At 31.1% G+C, this 18,600-nt stretch carries 18 protein-coding genes and 1 pseudogene; 4 read left to right on the plus strand and 15 right to left on the minus strand.

The annotated features are described in order from the left end of the window. Positions 1–78: 78 nt before the first annotated feature. The 4 genes and pseudogenes from ppsA to ACJDU8_RS10505 all read right to left on the minus strand — a co-directional run. A pseudogene (gene ppsA / locus ACJDU8_RS10490) lies at positions 79–2,019 on the minus strand (phosphoenolpyruvate synthase); the annotation flags it as partial. A 41-nt stretch (positions 2,020–2,060) separates the two neighbouring features. Then, positions 2,061–2,657, minus strand: coding sequence for a TetR/AcrR family transcriptional regulator (locus tag ACJDU8_RS10495; RefSeq protein WP_406792109.1), 597 nt, complete (start codon positions 2,655–2,657; stop codon positions 2,061–2,063). Positions 2,658–2,868: 211 nt separating this feature from the next. Further along, entirely contained in the window at positions 2,869–3,330 is a 462-nt protein-coding gene (locus ACJDU8_RS10500) for a Fur family transcriptional regulator (RefSeq protein ID WP_406792110.1), read from the minus strand. 218 nt (positions 3,331–3,548) lie between these two features. After that, positions 3,549–4,124: a hypothetical protein gene (locus tag ACJDU8_RS10505; RefSeq protein WP_406792111.1), complete on the minus strand. Its 576-nt coding sequence runs from the start codon at positions 4,122–4,124 to the stop codon at positions 3,549–3,551. Positions 4,125–4,450: 326 nt separating this feature from the next. Here ACJDU8_RS10505 and ACJDU8_RS10510 point away from each other — a divergent pair, with 326 nt between their 5' ends. From ACJDU8_RS10510 to ACJDU8_RS10520, 3 genes are all read left to right on the plus strand, one after another. Beyond that, positions 4,451–5,953, plus strand: a complete 1,503-nt coding sequence (locus ACJDU8_RS10510) for a protein NO VEIN domain-containing protein (protein ID WP_406792112.1) — start codon at positions 4,451–4,453, stop codon at positions 5,951–5,953. A gap of 397 nt (positions 5,954–6,350) precedes the next feature. After that, complete coding sequence (locus ACJDU8_RS10515; protein WP_406792113.1) at positions 6,351–6,548, plus strand: aspartyl-phosphate phosphatase Spo0E family protein; 198 nt, start codon at positions 6,351–6,353, stop codon at positions 6,546–6,548. Positions 6,549–7,031: 483 nt separating this feature from the next. Then, positions 7,032–7,727 carry a Crp/Fnr family transcriptional regulator gene (locus tag ACJDU8_RS10520; RefSeq protein ID WP_406792114.1) on the plus strand — a complete coding sequence of 232 codons (696 nt, stop codon included), beginning with the start codon at positions 7,032–7,034 and terminating at the stop codon, positions 7,725–7,727. A 75-nt stretch (positions 7,728–7,802) separates the two neighbouring features. On the opposite strand, the gene asrC is transcribed toward ACJDU8_RS10520, so the two are convergent. The 11 genes from asrC to ACJDU8_RS10575 all read right to left on the minus strand — a co-directional run bounded on the left by asrC (position 7,803) and on the right by ACJDU8_RS10575 (position 17,422). Next, positions 7,803–8,750, minus strand: coding sequence for a sulfite reductase subunit C (gene asrC / locus ACJDU8_RS10525; RefSeq protein WP_406792212.1), 948 nt, complete (start codon positions 8,748–8,750; stop codon positions 7,803–7,805). A 17-nt stretch (positions 8,751–8,767) separates the two neighbouring features. Next, complete coding sequence (asrB, locus tag ACJDU8_RS10530) at positions 8,768–9,559, minus strand: anaerobic sulfite reductase subunit AsrB (protein ID WP_406792115.1); 792 nt, start codon at positions 9,557–9,559, stop codon at positions 8,768–8,770. After that, positions 9,560–10,561: an anaerobic sulfite reductase subunit AsrA gene (gene asrA, locus ACJDU8_RS10535; RefSeq protein ID WP_406792116.1), complete on the minus strand. Its 1,002-nt coding sequence runs from the start codon at positions 10,559–10,561 to the stop codon at positions 9,560–9,562. 47 nt (positions 10,562–10,608) lie between these two features. Then, complete coding sequence (locus tag ACJDU8_RS10540) at positions 10,609–11,379, minus strand: formate/nitrite transporter family protein (RefSeq protein WP_406792117.1); 771 nt, start codon at positions 11,377–11,379, stop codon at positions 10,609–10,611. A gap of 72 nt (positions 11,380–11,451) precedes the next feature. Then, on the minus strand, positions 11,452–12,006 hold the full coding sequence (locus ACJDU8_RS10545) for a hemerythrin domain-containing protein (RefSeq protein WP_406792118.1): 555 nt from the start codon (positions 12,004–12,006) through the stop codon (positions 11,452–11,454). A 4-nt stretch (positions 12,007–12,010) separates the two neighbouring features. Then, positions 12,011–12,637: a hypothetical protein gene (locus tag ACJDU8_RS10550; RefSeq protein WP_406792119.1), complete on the minus strand. Its 627-nt coding sequence runs from the start codon at positions 12,635–12,637 to the stop codon at positions 12,011–12,013. A gap of 365 nt (positions 12,638–13,002) precedes the next feature. Further along, positions 13,003–14,430, minus strand: a complete 1,428-nt coding sequence (locus ACJDU8_RS10555) for a Na+/H+ antiporter NhaC family protein (protein ID WP_406792120.1) — start codon at positions 14,428–14,430, stop codon at positions 13,003–13,005. 226 nt (positions 14,431–14,656) lie between these two features. Further along, complete coding sequence (locus ACJDU8_RS10560; protein ID WP_406792121.1) at positions 14,657–15,016, minus strand: cupin domain-containing protein; 360 nt, start codon at positions 15,014–15,016, stop codon at positions 14,657–14,659. A 42-nt stretch (positions 15,017–15,058) separates the two neighbouring features. Continuing rightward, positions 15,059–16,162, minus strand: coding sequence for a diguanylate cyclase (locus ACJDU8_RS10565; RefSeq protein WP_406792122.1), 1,104 nt, complete (start codon positions 16,160–16,162; stop codon positions 15,059–15,061). A 378-nt stretch (positions 16,163–16,540) separates the two neighbouring features. Beyond that, the gene (locus ACJDU8_RS10570) at positions 16,541–16,882 is read right to left on the minus strand and encodes a GlpM family protein (RefSeq protein ID WP_406792123.1); all 342 of its coding nucleotides are present in this window, start codon (positions 16,880–16,882) and stop codon (positions 16,541–16,543) included. Positions 16,883–16,909: 27 nt separating this feature from the next. Continuing rightward, positions 16,910–17,422, minus strand: coding sequence for a GNAT family N-acetyltransferase (locus ACJDU8_RS10575; RefSeq protein ID WP_406792124.1), 513 nt, complete (start codon positions 17,420–17,422; stop codon positions 16,910–16,912). Between the two features lie 145 nt (positions 17,423–17,567). Between ACJDU8_RS10575 and ACJDU8_RS10580 the strand changes: the two genes are divergently transcribed. Beyond that, positions 17,568–18,482, plus strand: a complete 915-nt coding sequence (locus tag ACJDU8_RS10580; protein WP_406792125.1) for a LysR family transcriptional regulator — start codon at positions 17,568–17,570, stop codon at positions 18,480–18,482. The last annotated feature ends 118 nt before the right edge of the window (positions 18,483–18,600 follow it).

Below are 18,600 nucleotides of genomic sequence, written 5' to 3' on the forward strand. Positions count from 1 at the left end.
TTTAAGGCGGTTTTCTACATAATTTTATCCTGTAAATGTTTTATACATTAATTTACATTAAACTGTCCATACGTCAGCCAAGCGGGCTAAAAGTTTCTGTTCCTTCTGCTTTGCTTCCATTAGTCCCTGCTCAAATTTAATCTTGTGGGCATTGGACTCAAAGGTTTTGATATTACTAAGTATCATTGGAATCAGTGCGGTTGGCCGTTCGCTAAAGCGTGGCATTGTGATATCGATCTCTCCTGTACAACGCATTCCGTATTTCTCAAGGTATGTCTGTATAGATTTGCTCACAGCATCACCGCCCTCAAGTCTGCCTAGGTCTTCAAAAAAAGTCTTGTCCCTGGCATGCTTAAAATATTCAATTACTTCTGGATATTTTCTCACAACATCTGCTGCATCCAAAAGCTCAAGTCCCATTTCAGATGAAATGTTGTTGTCTACCGACTGTGAGAGTGTGTCCACTGCACTTTTTTCACCAAGCCATTTCTCCATTTTTTTATTAATCCAGGCTGCTGTCATCATCCCCATAAGTGTTACCCCCACGCTTCTAGTGTCAGCCATGACTTTGATTAATTGCTTACGATCCTGCAAAATAAAATCAAATAATTCATCTCCGGAAACACCGGCTATTCTTTGCTTTAGCTCCCTTAGAGAGGCTTGAGCATTTCCAATGAGTTCTTTAACAACAGCTGGGTCATTTTCGCGGTATATCTTTATTGCCTGTATGGGAAGATCCCATGACAGCCCTTCTGCACCCATGTGTAAAGTTCTCTTTCCATGGGGCAGGGTCTTTAAAAACTGTTTACGCTTAGATAAATTTGTCATAGCATTTTTCATTAAAGGATCAGCTTGCCCAAAACTGCTTAGTGCCATTTTTCTCCCCAGAGGTGAAGCAAAATCATTAGACAAATCATAAAATAACCTTCCTCCTGCAGCAGACATAATATAATCCTTGCCTAAAATCTGGAGAAAAGACATACCCAGTGGCTTTATGGCTTCGGTCATCATCTGCATATGACCGAAGGATATATATACATGATTTTTACCATCTGTAACAATAGGTACCGGATATAAGGTTGTAATAGGACGACTCTGAACCACATAAAATTCATCTTCATAAAGACACCATTCAATGTCCTGTGGGTGTCCAAAATACCCCTCAATCTTTCTTCCCATGCACTCAAGCTTTAATATCTGCTCATCTGTCAGAGTCTGTGTATTCTGTTTTCCCTCCTCGATTTCCTGCTCCTCAGTGCCTCCTTCTTTTAAGGCGTAAATTGCAAGCTTCTTTCTGGATATCTTTTTATCCATAATCCTGCCTTCCCGTACCTTATAAATATCTGCATTAACCAAGCCGGAGACCAGTGCCTCGCCAAGCCCAAAGCTTGCATCAATAGACAGTACCTTCCTGTTGGATGTTACGGGGTCGGTTGTAAACATAATCCCTGAAGCCTCTGGAAAAACCATTTTTTGAATGACCACAGACAGATGAACTTTGCTGTGGTCAAAGCCGTTCTGTATACGGTAGGTTACGGCACGGTCAGTAAAAAGCGATGCCCAGCACTTACTGATATGTTTCAAGATAGCATCTTTCCCCATAATATTCAAATACGTATCCTGCTGGCCGGCAAAGGATGCTGTGGGCAGATCTTCTGCTGTAGCACTGGAACGTACCGCATAGGCATTTTTTTCTCCAAGTCTTGAAATCTGCCTTGCGATTTCTTCTTCAATGTCCTTTGCAATGATTATCCCTTCAATAACTCTGCGGATTTTTTGGCTAATCTCACTGATTCTTTTCCTGTCGTCCGCCATAAGATGTGACAATTGCTCCAGCAAATCATTAAGCTCATTATTATTGCCAATGATTCTTTTATAGGCTTCTGTAGTAACACAAATGCCCTCCGGAACCCGTATCCCCTTTACTCCAGACAGTTCCCCCAGGTTAGCTCCTTTTCCTCCCACCAGTGTTATCTTTGTTTTATCAATCTCCTGAAACTTAAGCACATATGAGTCCATACACATTCCCCTCTCTATTATTTAATGACCAAATGTATCATTCATTTCTTTGCCACTGCAACTCCTTCCTTTAATATTTTCATAACACCATTGAGCTTGTTAAAATACTTATCCTCATCAAGTCCTGCAAAGAAACTCTCATTTAAAATGAGGGTGACGAGTATATCTGCAACCAGATCGGAATCAGCTTCCGACTTGATGAAGCCCCGCTCTTTATCACGATCTATATTTTTTCTTATGGATTCAATTGTAGTTGTACGAAGCCCGGCAATAAATTCGCTGTTATCATTCCACATCAATATTCCTATTCGACCATAATCAGGTCTAAGCTTTGCCCATTCAAATGCTGCTTTCATTTCTTCCATACCGATTTCAAAAACATCCGCTCCTGAGTTCAAATTTTTTATACGCCCCATAATTTCACGCTTTTCATTTTCAATTTTTCCCATCATATAACAATAAATATCCTCTTTATTATTAAAATACTGATAAAAACTTCCCTTAGGTATACCTGCATTCTTAATAATCTGGTTGATTGACGCATCGGTGAAACGCCGGGCTGAGAACTCCTTCACCGCAGCATCAAATATTCTTTGCTTCTTATTATCACTCAAATTATAAAAAGTTCTTGTTGGCATAATTTTCTCTCCTTTAATGACTAGGTAGTCATGTGGTATGCAAAAAAAATCAACTCATCTATGATTACGACTAGGTGGTCATATAGTAATATTATTATATGACCACCTAGTCCCAATGTCAATATATATTATTTCATATACCATTAGAAATTTGAAAAATACCCAAATTTCAACTGTGCATTTTACTAACGCTAGAAAATTATATTATCCTTTACAGGGAGATTTTTAATGTTGAATTCTTTTTCAAGCATTGCAGGCATAAACCTTCAAAAACTATGCTTTGCTCTGTAAGATAAAAACCGTATCTATTATTAATTCTATCTTTAAGCATATTTATAAAATCCTCTTTTACATCCATAATCTTTCCGCATTCTTGGCATATAAAATGATGCTTGTGTTCCCTTTCACTTAAAATCATTTCATAACGAGTAGTATTATCACCAAAGATAATTTTTCTCACTATTTCCAATTGATATAAGAGTTCTAAAGTTCGATAAACTGTAGCCAAACCGGTTTCGGGCATCTTCATTTTGGCGTAATGATAAATTTCCTCAACAGTTAAGTGATTATCTTTATTGTCAAACAGAACTTGTAGTATAATCTTACGCTGAGAAGTAAGAGTAATATCTGCTATTTTAAATTGTTCATATATACCATCTAAACAATTAACCACAATATCACCTCCTGTTTTATTTCATGGGTTTATTATAAAATATGTCTTTAAAATTGCTTTAAATTAATCTTAAAAATTTTATAAAATATTCTAAAATAAGTGTAAATTTAATATATGAAAATGGAGACAGACACATAGGGCCATCTCCATTTAGAGAGTATTTATACGTTAAAACTAAATACCACATATATTATTTTTTCCCATTTACTTAATGAATTTTACTTTGTGCAAGTATTGCCCGAACCAGCAGATACTGGAGCATTAGTTCTTAAATCCCCAAGTTTTGAATTGTTTTGTTTTGCATTACTAGTTTTTGAGTCATTAGATTTTTGAGCATTTTGCTTTGAATTACTAGGTGTTGGGGTATTTTGTTTGGTTCCACTAGATTTCGAGTTATTTTTATCAGATTTATCGTTATTATGATTTATTGGTGCTGGAATTTTCCAATCAGAACCCCAACTAGTAAATAAATTTAATATAGATATTTCTTGACTCTGAGTTATAGTACCTGCCGCTACTAAAGCATCTAGTTCAGCCTTAAAAGTTGATTTTGTTGTTATTTTACCACTATAATACAAATTCAATATTGTTGACTGTTGAGCTTGATTTATGCTACCTGCTGCTACTAAAGAATTTATTTTAGCTTCAAAATTCACAAAAGTGTAATAGGCTGAAACATGAGTTATAGGTTGTGTATTAGTACACGCATGAACTGTTGTGGCGATTCCTGTATTTACCAGTAATGGTGCTGCCAGCATTATAGCTGAGATTAACTTAAACTTGTTTTTTAACATTTTTATTACCTCCAAAATTTTCATATAATATTTTGTTTTGAGTATTTTCAGATGAAATTTACTCCACAAGAAAATACTACTTAATTGGATATATTACAGCATATATAATTAATAAATTCTCAATATTATTCCACTTTTAATATATTTAAATCAACGAACATATATATATTATATGAAATTATCAAAAAATAATTGAATTTATCAGTTTTATAAAATATAATGTATTCAAATATCAATTTTTTAATTTACAGATTTAATAATCCAAATGTTCATTTTATTTTTTATAAATTTAAAATAAATTATGAGCACATAAGAGGGTGACTTAAATGACAAAACACATTTATCAATATACATATGATATTGATAAAAAAAAGTTATATGAAAATAAGTTATACATAGAAGGTAAAAAAGATATCTGTAGATATGCCTTGTTATTTCTAGATAAACTGGAAAGTGAAGATAATACTCCATTTTATAATTTGTCCAAAAATCAATTAGAGGACAATTTTAAGAAGTTAAATTCATCTTCAGTTATATCACCTGTTTTTACACGTTTAAATGATTATGCCGAGTGGTATTCAAAGGAATATTTAAATGCTAGTTTAGAATCAAGGTATTTCAGTAAATTATTAAATAAAAATGAGATAATTAAGCACGTTAAGCTATATTCTGATATTAAAAAGCTATGTAAAGATAGCTTTCAGTTTTATGATTTATTAAATAATACTAATTGTAATCCTTTAGAAAAAGCAATAGCAGTATTATTATATATTGGATTAAATCAAGAAGATATAATAAATCTTAGGATTGATTGGCTTGATTTAGAAAATGGTACTATAAGACTGCCAAATAGAATTTTCCAAAATATAAGTAAATCATTTATAAGTTTTATAAATCAATCTCTTATATTTGATGAACAACAAATAAAAAAGGGAAAACTAAATCCTTTAGATAAAATATATTTTTTAAAAAGAAAAAGAAAACTAAATAGTAATCCGAGAAATACTGGACTAATCACTCCTTATATAACGAAATTTAGAAAATGTAATGAAAATAAAGCCATTCAGTATTGTAAAAATGCAACGGATATAAGTCTTTCTGGATTTTATAACTATTTAATGTCATTAGAATATGATGATGCTAAATGCATTGAACCAAAAAATATTGTGTATAAAAAAGATATATTTGAGGGGAAATACACAGAAGATAAATTAAAAAATAGTATATCTACAAAAGCAACCAATATAAAAAATCAGTATATAGCATTTAAAAAATATAACAACATTACAAATAATTCTGTTTTTGATGCTGCTAAAATAACTATGTATCCAAAGGGGAATATAGTGGAACGCAATAATCATAGTATTGAAAATAAATTAAGTAAGCAAAAAATAGAACGTACTGAATTAGGTGAAAAAAAAGTTAAAGAAGCCTTAGTTAAAAAATATGGTGAAGATAATGTATATAAAGTTAAAAATTCAGAAGGATTTGATTTTCAAGTAACATATAATTCTCAAGCAATTATGGACATTGAGGTTAAAACCATATGTAATTTACAAGATACTTTTTGTATGACAATAAATGAAATAGAGAAAAATAGAAATAAAGAAAATTATTATTTATTTTTAGTAGTATTAAAAGAAGGGGCTAAGGAAGAAGAATGTATTAAAATAATTAAAAATCCATTTGATAAATTGGGTATAAATGTTGAAGAACTTATTGGTGGTGATAATAATTACTTTAAGTATAACAACTGTATTATAAAAGCCCAGTCATTCAGTATAAAGATAAGCCTCATTGATAAAATTAGATTTGAAGAAATTCTCTAAATTTATATATTTTATATGCGGTATAAGTATTTTACAAATATTGGTGTCATATCGATATTTGAAGTAATTGAGAGCAATTTTAAGTTTGTTGTTTTTCATTTTAGTAGAATTTGTGAATGTTTAAAACACAGATACTCACTTGCAAGTACACTTTAAATTAAAATAGAATTTGTGTATATCAGTAATTGGACAAAATAGTTTTTTGACTAATTGTTAATATACAGGTAAAATAAATAAAAGAATGTATACCCATTTATGGAATTAGTTATATATAAGACTAATCCGCTCTATAATAAGTTATTTATATAAATTATGTAAATAATTGCTTAATTGTAAATTGCCCTGTTTTTTATTTTAATAGAATTTTATTGACATTAGAAAAGGAGGAAATGTTTTTATGAGTAAAATTAAACTAATACTGAAGGAAATAGAAGAATACAGAGCTTCATTAGAACAGGATATAGAACAAAAAGAAAACTTATCTGACGCCAAGATAATTACTAAAAGCCAAAAATTGGACTCAATTTTAAATGAATATATGGAGCAAATTAATAAAAATGAAGATGAAGGTGACGATGAAAATATTGCTGGTTAATGTGTAAAACGGCATAAAATTTAATTCTATTACTTTTATATACTATAATAAACATATAATAATTTACACAGTGTACTTAGACCTTCTATTTTTTATGCTCAAAATAAAGTGAGGGCAGGGTTAGGCAAATCACACTTTATAGTCCAGAAAGTGAGTTATTCTCGTTTTCCTGGACACTTTAGTGAACATATTTTAGAATTATAAATTATTTTTTTACACAGCTATTAATTATTATAATTTAGAATATTACTTTGGACATTATACTTGAATTTTTTATAATATTAAGGGTTGAATGGACATCTAATGCCATCCGCTATATTATAAAAAATTCAAGTAACTTTATAAATAAGCTATCATTTCAAAATAAGCATAAGTTTTTTTCTAACAACAAGACTATTTTCCCCTTGTCATTTCTATAAGATTATTATATTATATCTATTAAAGCAATTCGGCACCTGAGAATACAAAAAGGATGGTAATTAAATGATAGAAGCATATATTGAAATAATAAAAGAATCACCGTTATTTTACAGCATAAAAGAAGAAGAAATCCTTTGCATGTTACAATGCTTAACTCCCAAAATACATACTTTTAATAAAAATGAATGTATAGTAAATTCAGGTGAATCAATTGACAGGTTTGGTATAGTCTTAGAAGGAGAAGTAACTATTCTCAAAGAAAACTCTGAAGGAAATAGAGTTATTATTTCTGTAGTAAAAAAGGGAGATTTATTTGGGGAAATGCTGGTATTCTCAAGTCGTAAAATGTGGCCGGTAACAGTGAGAGTACAAAACACTTGCAAAGTTTTGTTTCTTACAAACTCAGACCTTATAGCTAGATGTGGAAAGATGTGTCCATGGCACAATGCAATGCTGCAAAATTTTATGAAAGTAATATCAGATAAAGCTTTATTGTTGAATAAGAAAGTTGAATACCTTTCAATTAAAAGTATACGGGGTAAAATATGTTCATATTTGTTGGAGCAATATCAAGATACCAAAAACAATACTATAATTTTGCCCTTAAAGCGCAACGAACTTGCTGATTTTTTAAATGTATCAAGACCATCCATGTCAAGGGAGATGTGCAAAATGAGAGATGAGGGCATAATTGATTTTCACTTGTCTACGTTCAAAATAAAGGATATGGAAACTTTGAAAAGCTTTTGTGACTATTAATTGGTAATAAAAATAATGAATATTACAAATTATATTTAAAGAACGGTCACTAATGCCCGTTCCTTAAATCAACTGTTACCAATTAATATTTTCTTGTATGTCAACTTTATCCCCTAGTTTTACATCTTTTAATGCCCATTTCTTAAATTCATGATATCCAGTTCTATCTACAATATATCCAATATGTTCTTTTCCTAATGGTGCATCTTTATCAATATATTCTTCTATATAATCATAAGTATTTAAAATAATTTTTATTATACTCTCTTCATCTATCCATTTGACAAAGTCCTGAGCAAGTCTTGGATTTTTCTTTCCTGTCCTTCCCATTATGACCAGCTTAAAGTATTTTTCATCACTTCTTGTCCATGCACCTGTTGGGCATTTCCCAACACATTCTCCACAGCCAATACACTTTTCGTGATCTCTCACAACCTTAAAATTTTCAAATGTTAGTGCTCCTGTGGATCTTTTCTTACAGTTCTTAACACAAGCTTGGCAGCCTATACACCTATAGCTGTCATATTGTGGTTCAGTCATTCCTATAATTCCAAAGTCCTGCATTCTAGTTTTTATACAATCATTTGGACATCCAGTTAATGCAATTTTAACATGACGATCGTTAGGGAAAATAGCCTTTTCTATCTTCTTTGCAAATGCAGAAGTGTTATAATTAGCAAAAGGACATACCTTATTTCCTATACATGCAGATACATTTCTTGTACCGGAGGAGGCATATCCTGTATTTGGATCTACCTGATTTATCTCTAATCCTTCTATTACAGGCTGAATAATTTCATTTATCTTAGGAATATCCTTCATATCTATTCCAGGTATTTCAAATCCTTGTCTGATAGTTATATGAACAGTTCCATTACCATACTCCTCAGCAACTTTTTGTAGTATTTCAAAGTATTTCGCTTCCATATGACCGCCTGGAACTCTTATTCTTATTGCAGTTTTTCCTCTTTCTTTAGTTACCCTAAATGCATTCTTTTTAAGGCCTTTCGTATTAATATCTATAGACATTATTCTCCCCCCTAATCCACTAAGTTCTTAGCCTTAGTATAATTGAAAACCGGACCTTCTAGGCAGATATAGGTATCATCAATCTTGCAGTGTCCGCATTTACCAAGTCCACAACACATTTTTCTTTCATAAGAAACCCAAATATTTTCTTCTTTAATTCCTCTTTTAATAAACTCAGCTAATGTGAATTTCAGCATTATTGGAGGACCAACAGCCACCACTTGTGCTTTCTCTACATTTTCAATTTTTAAATCTTTAATATAATTGGTAATTAACCCTACATTACCACTATATCCTTCTTCAGCCTTATCTACAGTTATTGTGACTTGTAAATTATCACTCCATTTTTTGATAGATTCTTTAAACAATATGTCATTTGGTGACTTGAATCCAGCTAAAAGATTAAAGTTCTTAACCTCATTTCTGTTAGCTGAAAAATAATCCACAATTCCCTTAACCGGAGCTAGGCCAGTTCCACCTACTGATACAATAACTTCTTTTCCTTTATATATATTTAAATCAAATCCATTGCCATAAGGTCCCCTCATGAAAAGTGTATCTCCTTTGAAGAAGGTATGGATAACATCTGTAACTACTCCCACACGTCTGATTGTTAAGTCTATATATCCATCTCCTATTTCACAGACAGAAATGGGAGCTTCTCCGTATTTAGGTATAGAAACCTCAAAGAATTGACCAGGCTTCACATCACCTGCAAATTCCATTCTAAAGGTGTAATCAATATCTGTATGTGGAGTAATACTAATTATCTTACTAGACCTTGGTAAATATATATTCTCCATTTACTTCACCTCTTCCATTGCTTTGTTCAACTTATTTATGCAGTTTGAAAATGATATATATTCAGGACAAGCATCATCACATCTTCCACACCCTACGCACATATGGTAGCCAAATCTCTTTTTAAAATCATAAACCTTATGCATAACCTTAAACCTCATTCTATCACCTTGCTCTTTTCTAAAACTATGTCCGCCGGCCATATCTGTAAATCCATCTATTTGACAAGAAGCCCAAACCCTTCTTCTTTCTCCAACATTTCTATTATCCTTATAGAATATATCCTGCATTGTAAAGCAAGCACAGGTTCCGCACACAGTATTACATCTGCCACAAGCTATACACCTTTGTGAATACTCTTTCCAGCCACTCCAACTAAATATATTTGTATCTAAGTTTTTAGGAACTTTTACTTCTTTTTCGTTAGCTTCTATAAATTTTGGACTTACTTCATACTGCTCACAAGTGTCAAAATATGATTTAAAGCTTTCATCTTTACATTCAACAAAAACTTGTCCATATTTTACTTTTACAAATAAATCATATTCCTCTGCTTTATTAGTTTTCATACTTGCACAGAAACAATTTTCAAAGCTGTGTTCACACTCCATAAGTATGAATTTAACTTTTTCTCTTAATTTCTTGTAATATGGATCTTCAGCGCCATTCTTTAAATATATTTGATCCAATCTCTTAACAGCATGTATATCACAGCTTCTTAAGAATATTAAACTCTTCTTATCCTCTGTTTTAGGTTCTGTTACGCTGTCTTCTGTAAAATAAAACAGGGTTTGTGTAATTGGAAGTATCACTTCCTTGGGTGAGAAATTAGATTTTTTATCAAAATCTATTTCTTTAATATCATTAACTTGTCCATACCTAACAGTATCTGTGTCTGAGAAGGTGCCCTTGCCTTTTAAAAGTATAGGAGCATAAACCTTATATTCATCTTTTATTGTGGCCAAAAAATTATTAAACTTTTCTGAGTTTAACTTATATCCCATCTTAACCCCTCCTTATGCCATTTTATTTATATTCATTATCCAATTCTTCAGGCTTTCTTATTAGAGATATACCAATATGCTATACCCACAAAAATCATTCCACCAACAATATTACCTAATGTCACTGCTGTCAAATTGTACATAAACCCATTAAGGGATACTGGTGCCTTATGTGGAATCATTAACACTATTGAAAGTAATGTCATATTAGCTACACTATGTTCAAAACCTGAAGTTATAAATGCAAACAAACACCAAAATACCATGATAAGCTTTGCAGTTTCATCCTTTAGTTTAAAAAAGCACCATACTGCCAAGCATACTAAAATATTACATAAAATTCCCCTTGCAAAGAGCTCTATATATGGTGCTGTCATTTTTGCAGTTGATGTTTTTAAAATAAACTGGGCTGTTGGGCCTTTCCAAAGTCCAGATTGTATAAATAATGCCGCTAATACCACAGAACCTAAAATGTTTCCAATATAGCTAAAAATCCATATGCTCCAAACTGAGCTCCATGTAACTTTTTTCTCTAGAGCACCTATTGGCATAATCATGTTATTACCTGTAAATAATTCAGAACCAGCAGCTAATACTAAACTTAATGCAATTCCAAAAGAAACCCCCATTACAATTTTAGCAGCTGGTGCATTTGCAGAGGACAGCAGGCCCCCTATTGTAAATATGAGTATAATACCAAAACCTACAAACATACCTGCTAACGCCGATGCAATTATATACCTACTTTTACTCTGTTTTAAAAACATTACCTTTTTTACTGCAACTTCACTAAGTTTATTAACTTCATCATTAAACAAATTTACCCCCCTAAAAATCATTAATGACATTATAGCCAATGCAGAAAATACTATGGTAACACTTTACATAAATCACTTATACTTTTGTTCAAGCAATTCTAATATTTGAATATACTTATTCTGAACACCAGCTCTATTCATTTCCTCTTCAAAAGCATTACATTCCATATTGAATTTATTTAATATTTCTTCACTAAGAGATCTCTGGGCAAAAGAATATACAACATTATCCTCTTTATCTATATGCCTATTTAATAGATGTGTATAAGATACAGCATTGGCTATCACATCAAGTTTTGCCTCATCATCACCATCCTTAACTTTGGCAAGTGCTTCTTCAAGCTCCTTCATATATAACCTTCCAAAATCATGCTCCACAAGCATTCCAAACTTAACTACTTTCTCAGCTGCACCTCCAATTTCATCCACCATTTTATTAAATAATAATTTCTCTTCCTTTCCATGATGATGCTTATCTGCATAGTTCCTTACAAAGTCAATCATCATTTCAAAATCCATATAATCAATTTCCCTGCCATTCATTATACTTAAACATGCTTTTCTTATAACTTGCAGCATCCTTTTTATGTTTTTGTGTTCTTCAATCATTAAAGCAATTCCATCCATAAACTCACACCTTTCTTATTGTATTTATTCCATTTTCTGTTCTAGTATACTTATATCCTGTACCACTTGCACTTAAGAATCCATTAATCCATGAATCTCTAAAATGATAATAATTATTGACATTTCCGCTAGCTTCATCCCAGTAAGCTTTATGAAGATCTCTTGTGGTTTCCCAAGTAATCATAGTTTTTCCATTTTCAATGATTTGATTTACCCTATCACATGGCATTCCTTCAAACATATAATCAAAAATCAGCTTAAAAAAATCTTCTGGAGAACCTTCATTGATTCCAAGTTCCTTCATTATATCTACTGCATTTTCATAAGAAACATGGCCTATATCCTCTTTTTTGACAATATTATTGTTTAATAATTCAGTTACAACGTATGCCAATCGGCTTTCTACACTTATTATTCTTTCCTGAATCCAGCCATGAATATTACTATGCTCTATTTCATTTTCTAGTAAACCTGTTACAGGAAATCCATGTTTGGAGTAACTTTTACTCAGCAAAGCCTCACTGTTATAGCCATTCTTTTCAGCTAGCTTTACTACATTCTCTATTAACTTTTCATGTAATTTAATTTTATCGTATAGCCAATAATGAATTTTTCCTAAAAATGCGCTCATATACTTTACCTCCTTATTTCACATCTTCACCAATAGTCATATTTTTTATAATTTTTATAAGCTTTATCCTTCATTTTTTAAAATCTATAATTTATGTTTTAATTATAAGATTAATCTTTTTTATCTTCAGTATCCTTAGATACAAAAATTAAAAGTGAGGTACTGCTAACATTTATCTTAGTTTTTTAAATGTTAGCTAGCCTTTGTTTATAAGGCATATTTCTCCTCCTCCCTAAGATTTTGAATATAAAAAAAACCATATCGTTAGATATGGGATTTTAGTCATCATTTACAATAACAGTTGTTGTAATGGCATTTTTCTATATCATCTTCTGCAATTCTATGTCCGCCTTTGTATTATAACTTCAAATTGCAAATGAAAAGGCTATAAATAAGATGGATGATATTACTATGGAAATAATGCTATAAGGTAAAATTGTCTTAACATGCTTCATTAGGGGAACTTCTGCTATGGTAGATGAAAGAATTGCCGTTTCTCCTAGTGGTGAGGCATTATCACCTAGAGAACCGCCGGCAAGCACAGCTCCAATAACTAAAGGCAGATTTGAATTTGTAGTTACGGCAAGTGGTACAGCTATTGGCATGAGTAATGCCCATGTCCCCCAAGCAGAACCCATAAAATATGAAGCTGCACAACCAATCAAAAATATTACAACTGGTATTAGCACTGTTGGTACTTGTGGTCCAATTGTATTGGTAATGAATTTTGCAAATTGCAAATCTTCTATTATACCTGACAATCCCCAGCTTAATATTAGAACTATTATGGGAGGCATCATTTCATTTCCACCTGACAAAAAATGACTTTCTATCTCAGCCATAGGTATTTTTTGAATTAAGTAAACTACTGTAGTAATTACAATAGAAACTGCGGCTGATAATAAAATAGATTCTCCAAATTCTGCATTCATTATAGCACCTAAAAATCCTTGACCCTTATTTTTTCCAGTATACCAAAAGAAAAAGAATGTAGTTAAAATAAGTATTGTTAATGGAATAATCAAGTTAAATGGTCTTGGTGGTGCTTTCTCTTCAAATTCACATTGTTCATGCGCCTCATGTCCATGTATCTCTCCTGCGTCAGTTTGTTTTACTTCCTTAATCCTATTAACTATACTATCAAATTTTAGATTAAAAAATATTATACCTATGCTTATAAGTATCATAACAATGGCATAAAAATTATAGGGTATACTCTTTATATATAGATTATAAGCTGATTCTTTAATTCCTGCCTTACTTAAAGCTGAACTAATGACCCCTATTATGTAACCCACGTAAGTAGTTGCAAATGGAATTAAAATAATTAATAAACAGGATGTTACATTGACTATTACAGCTAGTTTATCCTTGCTGCCCTTTGTTTTCTCTATTAATGCTTTGCCAATAATTCCTGATGAAATGGCATGAAAACAACAATCAATAAAGGTAAAAACAGACACTAACCATATACTTCCTAAAGCTCCTTTTTCGGTTTTTACATATTTATTTGCTAATTCTGAAAAACCTTTTATTCCACCTGATAACTTCATAATCTCACCAAAGGCTCCAAACAGAAATAGAAACATTATTATATAAACACTTTCTTTATTTGCAGTTGCATTAACTAAATGTTCTGCAGCTAAAATACACCCATTAATTACATTTCCCCCTGCAAGTAATATACCACTGGCTAAAATTCCTACAATGAGCGCAGCTATTATTCTCTTTGTAATCATAGCTAAAACAATGACTATTATAGGTATAAAAAGTGAGACTATTCCTTGGCTCATATTATCATTTCCTTCCTATTACATAATTACTATCAAAATTATTATTTGTAAAATTACTACAAAATACCCTTTTTAAATTTTGGATATATTTTTAAATAATAATATTAATAAGAAGTTGTAAAGAATTGCTTTAATTGGTGATATCTTTCTATTTTGACACTGTATTATTCAGTTATCAATTGGATGTTATTATTCTTTAAATTGAGCATAAACTTCAGTTGTTACACTAAATTCTATCAAGTTTATCTACTGTTCTTTCATTTTTAACATTTCCGGTATTTAATGTTGTTTTTGCTTCAATTAACATTGCATGTACTTCCTCTCTAGCAACCGGCATATGTTCAATCCCTTTTGGAATAATAATAAATTCTCCTTGATTTAAAATAACATCCTTATCCCTAAACTTAATAGTCAACGATCCTTTTAAAATATAAAACATTTCATCTTCATTTGCATGAGTGTGCCATAAAAATTCGCCATTAAGTTTAACGATCTTTACATAAGAGTCATTAATTTCACCTAAAATTTTTGGACTCCAGTGTTCGTTAAAAAGATTTAATTTTTCATAAACGTTGATCTTATTCATTTAAATATCTCCTTTGAAATTTTTTATAAAATAAAAAAGTAATTACTTAGTATATTGTAACACATTGGAGTGTCCGGCAGCTGAACACACCTTATTCCTTCCTGTACGTTTAGCAGTGTATAATGCCATATCTGCTAACTCTAAGAGTTTTTCTATTTCATTTGTAGCTTCTGGATAACTTGCGACTCCTACTGATATGGTGATATTTATCTGAGTTTCATTAGACAGTACAAATGGGTGAGTTCTAACGCTAGAGCGAACACGTTCAGCTATTTGTAATGCTTGAATCTCAGGACAATCTAGTAATAATACGGTGAATTCTTCTCCTCCATTTCGAGAAACTATATCAAAGCTCCTACTGTTCTTAAGTAAAATCTTTGCTAATTCACGTAGAACAATATCACCCCTTGCATGTCCATATGTATCATTTACTTTTTTAAAGAAATTAATATCAATCATTAATAGAGATAGTTTCTCACATTTTTCCTTTGCATTTTTCATAGCATCATTAAGCAGGCTGTCAAATTTCCTTACATTATTTAGGTCTGTAAGGAAATCCTTAGCGGAATCCTTTTTATACATTCTATATAACTCATTTGAAATTTTAACATAACTCAGCAAAGTGTATTCTAATATACTAAAAAATAAATTAACTATAAAATATTTCAAAAGCATTACTTGAAAATTTTCTACATTCTTTAAAAGATAAGTTAACACAGATAGTACTATGATTAACATGGATAAAGTCTTGAAAAACCACTTTTTCCAATCTGACTTAATCTTTTTATCAATTATATAAAAACATATTGGATACAATATCATTTGAAGGACTACCGTAATAGAAGATTTGGTTATGCCAAAGTACAATGTACGATATAAACCTATAATAATTGCTGAAACTATAGTAGGTACGGTTCCTCCTACATGAGAAGCTATCATCAATGCAAAATTTCGTAGATCCATTATTGTAGTAGTTCCATCAATTCTAATTGTATATATCATTAGTAAAATACCAACAAATCCACCACCTATACCTAATAATATTTTAACATATATAGTATATTTAGATATATCCCTTAAAATGTGGCCCGCAACAAAAGTAGCAGATATAAGTACCAATACATTTATAAATAAATCATTTATCATATTTTCATCCACCTTAAGCTGTTCTTGTCTTATAAAATTCTATAAAAGTAATGTATCTTATTATTAAAAAATACGCTTGCAATAAATATAACACTTTCTATTAAATTCTTTCTAATCTCACCTTCACTAGAAGTATTTGAACTTAACGCCCCATTTGCTATAACTATACCTGCACAGCCAATATATCAATATTATACTACCATTTTTGTACAATCCAATTATATTCTTAAAATTTAAGCATTTTTTAACCATAACAAAAAGCACTCAACCTGAAAAATTGAATGCTCTTTATTACACCTAATTATTTATGTTTCTCATCATTTCCTAAGCCTCTACCTATTGGCAAACCAAGTCCTGTAATCAATCTAAAAATGAGTATTAAATTATATTAAAATTTTTCCAAATTATAATCAATATTGATGAAAAGATTACCCAAACTACACTTGCTAATAAAATAGAATTAAATATAGTATATTTTTTCAAAGTAAAATTTAATACTAAAAGAAAGATTACAAATGGTATAGCCGATAATATGGCAAAATATGTTGTTACTCGAACTTTTGAAACTCCTTGTTCTTTATACATAAAATAATATGCAAGAATACTTAAACCAGGAAAACTTAATACTAATCCAGCAATATAATAATTATGTGTTTTTGATATATAATGAACAGCAATCATAATAATAACAGCTACAATACATTTTATAAATAAATTCAATTGTAATCTACTCCTTCAATTATTGATTTATCCTTCTAAAGGCATTTTAGGTCCTGTTAAATCCAATTGATAAAAAGCAAGGTCCAGCCATTTACCAAATTTAAATCCTGCCTTTTTTACTGTACCTGAATACTTAAATCCTATTTTCTTATGCATTTTTATACTAACTTCATTTGCTGCATCAATTCCAGCAACAAGTGTTGCATATTCTCTTTCATTAGCAATTTTTATTATCTTTTTCATTAATTTTGTTGCAATACCCTGATTTCTGTAATCCTTATGAACGTATACAGAATGCTCTATTGTATATTTATATGCTGGCCATTCTCTAAAAGAGCCGAATGTGGCAAATCCAACGACCCTATCATTTTCTTCAAATACTAACAATGGATATCCATCTTGTTTCTTTTTTTTATACCATTGTTTTTTCTCCTCAAGAGTTTGAATCTTATAAGCATATATCGCTGTTGTATTCAATATAGCATCGTTATAAATTTCTAAAATACTTTTTAAATCTTTTTCGCTTGCTTCCCTTATCATTTTTTTACTCCTTTTACAATAAATTTGTTTTTCTATATTTTAGCACCTTCTCATACAAACCGTAAAATTGACTTTATTAATCACCTGCTATAAAATAAAGTTATAGCAAAACATTCGGTAGAATGGGATAAGGAAAAGTGATAACATGACACTACAACAATTTAGGTATATAGTGGAGATTTCCAAGCATAATTCAATCAGCAAAGCAGCTTCTGCACTTTACGTGACTCAACCTAGTATCAGCAAGGCAGTACAGGAATTGGAAAATGATTTAGGAATTACTATTTTTAATAGAACAAATAAAGGAGTTGTCTTCACAAAAGAAGGTGCGGAATTATTATTCTACGCCAAAATGCTTCTAGAACAAGCAGAATCTGTGGTGTATCATTTTAAGAAGCAGAAGACAACAGACTTAATAAAGTTTTCCATTTCCTCTCAACATTATGGCTTTGCTATAGAGGCGGTTGCAAATCTGATGGGTTATTTTTCAGAACGGAAATATGAGTTGACAATTCGTGAGGGAAAGACAACTGAGGTTATTGACGACGTGTACGCTAGCAGAAGTATCCTTGGAATTTTGTCTCTGACTGACTTAAATAAGAGCTTTTTTGAGCGTTACTTTATCTCAAACTCATTAATGTTTACTCCCATGGCTTCGCTAAAGCAACATGTCTTTCTTAGAAAAGAACATCCTCTAGCTAATTTCAAATCCATTGCCTTGGAACAGTTAAAGAATTATCCGTATCTGACTTATCAGAAGGATGATGTATTACTCCATTTTGCGGAAGAAATAATCAATGTAGACAATATCAGCAACCTTGTCTATCTTAAGGATCGAGGGGCCATGAATGATCTTCTATCAAATACAAATGGCTACAATCTGGGAACTGGCTGTATCGTAGACAATTACATGAATCCCAATATCATTTCTATCCCTTTGGAAGGAAGCAATCTGATTCAAGTTGGTTTGGTGAAACGAAAGGATGTATTCTTGTCAGAAGAGCTTTTGCTATACATTGATTTTTTGACAGCAGCTCTCTTAAAATCTGCACCAAAATAACTCAATTCCATCTCTGATAAATCAGAAAATGAAAGCTCATTCTTCTAACGTCTAGAAATATATCTGTAATATTTCTTTTGTTCACAATTAATTACTTTTTTTGTAAGGCAATCAAAAT

This window comes from Candidatus Clostridium eludens (genome assembly GCF_045310515.1).
Classification (GTDB): domain Bacteria; phylum Bacillota; class Clostridia; order Clostridiales; family Clostridiaceae; genus Clostridium_B; species Clostridium_B eludens.

Bases quoted from the DNA above. Each gene is read 5' to 3' on its own strand.
- ACJDU8_RS10495 (WP_406792109.1), bottom strand. From the start codon at position 2,657: ATGCCAACAAGAACTTTTTATAATTTGAGTGATAATAAGAAGCAAAGA.
- ACJDU8_RS10505 (WP_406792111.1), bottom strand. From the start codon at position 4,124: ATGTTAAAAAACAAGTTTAAGTTAATCTCAGCTATAATGCTGGCAGCA.
- ACJDU8_RS10510 (WP_406792112.1), top strand. From the start codon at position 4,451: ATGACAAAACACATTTATCAATATACATATGATATTGATAAAAAAAAG.
- ACJDU8_RS10515 (WP_406792113.1), top strand. From the start codon at position 6,351: ATGAGTAAAATTAAACTAATACTGAAGGAAATAGAAGAATACAGAGCT.
- ACJDU8_RS10520 (WP_406792114.1), top strand. From the start codon at position 7,032: ATGATAGAAGCATATATTGAAATAATAAAAGAATCACCGTTATTTTAC.
- asrB (WP_406792115.1), bottom strand. From the start codon at position 9,559: ATGGAGAATATATATTTACCAAGGTCTAGTAAGATAATTAGTATTACT.
- asrA (WP_406792116.1), bottom strand. From the start codon at position 10,561: ATGGGATATAAGTTAAACTCAGAAAAGTTTAATAATTTTTTGGCCACA.
- ACJDU8_RS10545 (WP_406792118.1), bottom strand. From the start codon at position 12,006: ATGGATGGAATTGCTTTAATGATTGAAGAACACAAAAACATAAAAAGG.
- ACJDU8_RS10550 (WP_406792119.1), bottom strand. From the start codon at position 12,637: ATGAGCGCATTTTTAGGAAAAATTCATTATTGGCTATACGATAAAATT.
- ACJDU8_RS10555 (WP_406792120.1), bottom strand. From the start codon at position 14,430: ATGAGCCAAGGAATAGTCTCACTTTTTATACCTATAATAGTCATTGTT.
- ACJDU8_RS10560 (WP_406792121.1), bottom strand. From the start codon at position 15,016: ATGAATAAGATCAACGTTTATGAAAAATTAAATCTTTTTAACGAACAC.
- ACJDU8_RS10565 (WP_406792122.1), bottom strand. From the start codon at position 16,162: ATGATAAATGATTTATTTATAAATGTATTGGTACTTATATCTGCTACT.
- ACJDU8_RS10575 (WP_406792124.1), bottom strand. From the start codon at position 17,422: ATGATAAGGGAAGCAAGCGAAAAAGATTTAAAAAGTATTTTAGAAATT.
- ACJDU8_RS10580 (WP_406792125.1), top strand. From the start codon at position 17,568: ATGACACTACAACAATTTAGGTATATAGTGGAGATTTCCAAGCATAAT.